The organism is Rhizobacter sp. P3_B12 (genome assembly GCF_056402895.1).
The window spans coordinates 1-4,308 of sequence record NZ_JBFUGN010000522.1; the positions used below are offsets into that span (position 1 = coordinate 1).

At 70.3% G+C, this 4,308-nt stretch carries 5 protein-coding genes; all 5 read left to right on the top strand.

Annotation, left to right across the window (positions count from 1 at the left end):
- Positions 1-1,339, top strand: a 1,339-nt coding sequence (locus AC1D01_RS22825; RefSeq protein WP_477870346.1) for a formylmethanofuran dehydrogenase subunit A, incomplete at its 5' end; no start/stop codon positions are given.
- Positions 1,336-2,250, top strand: a complete 915-nt coding sequence (gene fhcD, locus AC1D01_RS22830) for a formylmethanofuran--tetrahydromethanopterin N-formyltransferase (RefSeq protein WP_477870348.1) — start codon at positions 1,336-1,338, stop codon at positions 2,248-2,250. The genes AC1D01_RS22825 and fhcD, both read left to right, overlap by 4 nt.
- Complete coding sequence (locus tag AC1D01_RS22835) at positions 2,247-3,056, top strand: formylmethanofuran dehydrogenase subunit C (protein ID WP_477870350.1); 810 nt, start codon at positions 2,247-2,249, stop codon at positions 3,054-3,056. The genes fhcD and AC1D01_RS22835 overlap by 4 nt, the downstream gene beginning before the upstream one ends.
- 20 nt (positions 3,057-3,076) lie before the next feature.
- Positions 3,077-3,610 (top strand): formaldehyde-activating enzyme, encoded by a 534-nt coding sequence (gene fae / locus AC1D01_RS22840; protein ID WP_047502252.1) that lies wholly within the window; start codon positions 3,077-3,079, stop codon positions 3,608-3,610.
- 6 nt (positions 3,611-3,616) lie between these two features.
- Positions 3,617-4,308, top strand: a 692-nt coding sequence (locus tag AC1D01_RS22845; protein ID WP_477870352.1) for a chorismate-binding protein, incomplete at its 3' end; no start/stop codon positions are given.

Genomic DNA, 4,308 nt, shown 5'->3' on the forward strand with positions numbered 1-4,308 from the left:
GGGCTACACCGCGGCCTTCGAGCCGGCGATGATGCCGTCGAACGCCCGCCACACGCACATGGAGATGGGCGACACGCCGATCCTCGACCACGGGGCCTACGTGATGCTCGGCAACGACGAGCTGTTCCTGCAGATGCTGGCTGAGCGGCAGGACTTCGAGCGCATCCGCGACTACATGGCATGGACGATCCGCGCCACCAAGGCGATGGGCGTCAAGGTGGTGAACCCGGCCGGCATCTCGGCCTTCAAGTTCAACCAGCGCAAGCTCGATGTCGACGAGAACCATGTGCACTGGCAGGTCACGCCACGGCAGGTGGTGCACACGCTGGCGCGCGCGCTGCGCGAGCTGGGCGTGCCGCACCCGCTGCACATCCACGGCAGCAACCTCGGCGTGGCCGGCAACATCCAGTCGACGCTGGACACCATCGCCGCGCTCGAAGGCCTGCCGGCGCACCTGACGCACGTGCAGTTCCACGCCTACGGCACCGAGGGGGCCAAGAAGTTCTCGTCGGCCGCGGCCCAGCTGGCCGAGGCGGTGAACGCGAACCCGAACGTCAGCATCGACGTCGGCCAGATCATGTTCGGCCAGACCGTCACCGCGTCGGGCGACACGATGCGCCAGCATGCGCAGTCGGGGCTCGCCAGCCCGCGCAAGTGGATCGGTGCCGACATCGAGTGYGACGCCGGCTGCGGCGTGGTGCCGTTCCGCTACCGCGAGCAGAGCTATGTGAACGCGCTGCAATGGGCGATCGGGCTGGAGATCTTCCTGCTCGTGAAAGACCCGTGGCGCGTCGCGCTGACCACCGACCACCCGAACGGCGGGCCCTTCACCAGCTACCCGCACCTGATCCGGCTGCTGATGGACAAAAGCTTCCGCAACGAGCAGCTGGCGAAGCTGCATCCCGACGTGGCGGCGCACAGCGCGCTCGGCGCGATCACGCGCGAGCTGAGCCTGCACGAGATCGCGATCATGACGCGCGCCGGGCCGGCGAAGCTGCTCGGCCTGCAGGACCGCGGCCACCTCGGCGTGGGCGCCGCGGCCGACATCGCGGTCTACCGCGAGAACGCCGACCGCGAGGCGATGTTCAGCACGCCCGAGCGGGTCTACAAGGATGGCACGCTGGTGGCCCGCGCCGGGCGCATCACCGCGGTGCCGACCGGCGGCACGCACTTCGTCGAGCCCGCGTACGACCGCGGCATCGAGGGCTACCTGCGCAAGCACCTGGCGGCGCACGGCTCGGTGAACTTCGATGCGGTGGCCATCGACCATGACGAGCTGTGCACCTGCTGCAACGGCGGGCGCCTGCTGCCGACAGCCTGCTTCGAGCATTCGCCATGATCGAGAACGGCGTCTTCATCGACGACAGCTTCGCCGAGGCCTTTCCGATGAAGGCCACGCGGCTCATCATCACCGCGCACAACCTCACCTGGGCGCGCCATGCCGCGGTGTCGGCGACCGGCTTCGCGACCTCGGTGATCGCCTGCGGCTGCGAGGCCGGCATCGAGCGCGAGCTCGACCCCGCCGACACGCCGGACGGCCGGCCCGGCGTCAGCGTGCTGATCTTCTCGATGTCGGGCAAGGAGCTCGCGAAGCAGGTGGAGCGGCGCGTCGGGCAATGCGTGCTGACCTGCCCCACCACCGCGGTGTTCGCCGGCATCGCCGAAGGCGAGCCCATCCCGCTCGGCAAGAACCTGCGCTTCTTCGGCGACGGGTGGCAGATCTCGAAGGTGATCGCCGGCGTGCGCTACTGGCGCGTGCCGGTGATGGACGGTGAGTTCGTCGCGCAGGAGACGACGGCCGTCGTCAAGTGCGTGGGCGGCGGCAACCTGCTGCTGATGTGCCGCGACACCGATGCCGCGCTCGCGGTGGCCGAGGTGGCGGTGGCCGCGATGCAGGCGCTGCCCAACGTGATCATGCCGTTCCCGGGCGGCGTGGTGCGCTCGGGCTCGAAGGTCGGCAGCAAGTACGCCACGCTGAGTGCGTCGACCAACGACGCGTTCTGCCCGAGCCTGCTCGGCCTCGCGGCCAAGAGCGAGATCACGCCGCAGACGCGCTGCGTGATGGAGATCGTGATCGACGGCCTGACCGAGGCCGACGTCGGCGCGGCGATGCGCGCCGGCATGCAGGCCGGCATCGCGATCGGCGCGGCCGGCGGCCTGCTGCGCATCTCGGCCGGCAACTACGGCGGCAAGCTCGGGCCCTTCCACTTCCACCTGCGCAAGCTGCTCGCTGCGCAGGCCGCGGCATGAGCGGCTGGCGACTCACGCTGCGGCACGCGCCAGCGCTGCGCGTGGACTTGCGCGGCGTGCTGCCGGCCACCTTGGGCGGCCTGTCTGCCGCGCAGATCGGGCAGGTGGCCGTGGGGCACGGGTCTTCTCGGGTGCCGCTGGGCGAGTTCTTCACCATCGAGGCCGAAGATGACGACGCGCTGGTGTTCGATGGCGACCTGTCGCGCTTCGACCGCGTCGGCTGGCAGATGGCGGGCGGTCGCATCGCCGTGCACGGCCCGGCCGGTCACTACGCCGGCGGCTGCATGACCGGCGGCGAGCTGCGCGTGCACGGCGCGGCCGGCCTGCTGGCGGCCTGCGAGATGGCGGGCGGGCAGCTGACGGTCGATGGCGATGCGGGCGATTTCGCTGCCAGCACGCTGCCCGGCAGCATGGACGGCATGCGCGGCGGCACGCTGCTCGTGAAGGGCAACGCCGGCGAGCGCTTCGGCGACCGCATGCGGCGCGGCACGGCGCTGGTGTTCGGCAATGCGGGCGACTTCCTCGCCTCGCGCATGGTCGCCGGCACCATCGCGATCGGCGGGCGCGCCGGCGCGCACGCGGGCTACGGCATGCGGCGCGGCAGCGTGGTGTTCGCGACATCGGCTCCGGAGATCGCGCCGACCTTCGTACCGGCGGTGGCCGACGCAGTGGTGTTCTGGCAACTGCTGGCCCGCGACCTCGCACGCCACGGCGGACCCTTCGAAACCTTGCCGTCGCGCGCCATCCAGCGGCATCTGGGCGACCTCGCGTCCGACGGCCGCGGCGAATTGATCCTGGCAACCTGAGCACCCGAGAAAGAGCCTCCATGACCAAGACCTACCTGTTCCACGCCGGCGAAGCCACCGTGTTCGCGCGCGAAGGCCAGTTCACCGATGCGATGCCCGAGATCCTGATCGGCCGCACCGACGGCCCCGTCGGCCAGGCCTTCGCGAACATGATGGCGCAGAGCAAGGGCCACACCGCGATGTTCGCGATCCGCGCCTGCAACCAGCTGGTGCGGCCGGCCACCATCATCGTGCCGAAGGTCACGCTGAAGGACTTCGCCAACATCGACCTCTACGGCGGCGTCGTGCAGAGCGCGACGGCCGATGCGGTGGTCGACTGCCTGATCGACGGCACGATCCCGAAGGACATCGCCAACGAGCTGTGCATCATCAGCCTGGTGTGGATCGACCCGCGCTGCGCGAAGGACGAGAACCTCGACAAGAAGGACATGTACCGCACCAACCACGAGGCGACGAAGCTGGCGATCAGGCGCGCGTTGAACAACGAGCCCTCGGTCGACGAGCTGATCGCCAACCGCCACAAGATCAAGCACGACATGGACGACTGGAGCTGACCCGGTGTGAACGACCTCTACGCGCTGCTCGACGACTGCCACGCGACGCGCGGCAACCCGCTCAGCCGGCTGTGCACCGGCTTCGAGCGCGAGCACCGTTGTGTCGATCCGGCGCAGCTCGATGCCGTGTGGGCCGCGGTCGATGCGGACCTGCGCACCGGCCTGCATGCGGTGCTGCTGGCCGACTACGAATGGGGGGCCAAGCTGATGCGGGCCGGGCATGCGCGGCTGCGGCCGGACGATGCGGCGTCGCTGCGGGTGCTGATGTTCCGCGAGCTGGCGCGGCTGTCGAACGACGAGGTCGATGCGTGGCTGGCCGCGCGCAGCAGCGATGGCGCGAGCGGCGTGATGAACCTGCGCCCGAGCGTCGACAAGCCCGGCTTCACGCGTGCGATAGCCCGCATCCACGAGGCGATCCGCAACGGCGAGACCTACCAGGTCAACTACACGTACCGGCTGCATGGCGACGCGTACGGCTCGCCGGTCGACCTGTACCGCCGCCTGCGCGCGCGCCAGCCGGTGGCGTATGGCGCGCTGATCGCGCTGCCGGACGAGGGCAACCCGCATGTGCTGTCGCGCTCGCCCGAGCTGTTCCTGCGCCACGAGGCCGGCCTGCTCACCGCGCGGCCGATGAAGGGCACGGCGCCGCGCATCCGCGCGCCCGAGAGCGACAGCGAGACCGCCCGCCTGCTGTCGCT

Bases quoted from the DNA above. Each gene is read 5' to 3' on its own strand.
- AC1D01_RS22835 (WP_477870350.1), top strand. From the start codon at position 2,247: ATGAGCGGCTGGCGACTCACGCTGCGGCACGCGCCAGCGCTGCGCGTG.
- fhcD (WP_477870348.1), top strand. From the start codon at position 1,336: ATGATCGAGAACGGCGTCTTCATCGACGACAGCTTCGCCGAGGCCTTT.
- fae (WP_047502252.1), top strand. From the start codon at position 3,077: ATGACCAAGACCTACCTGTTCCACGCCGGCGAAGCCACCGTGTTCGCG.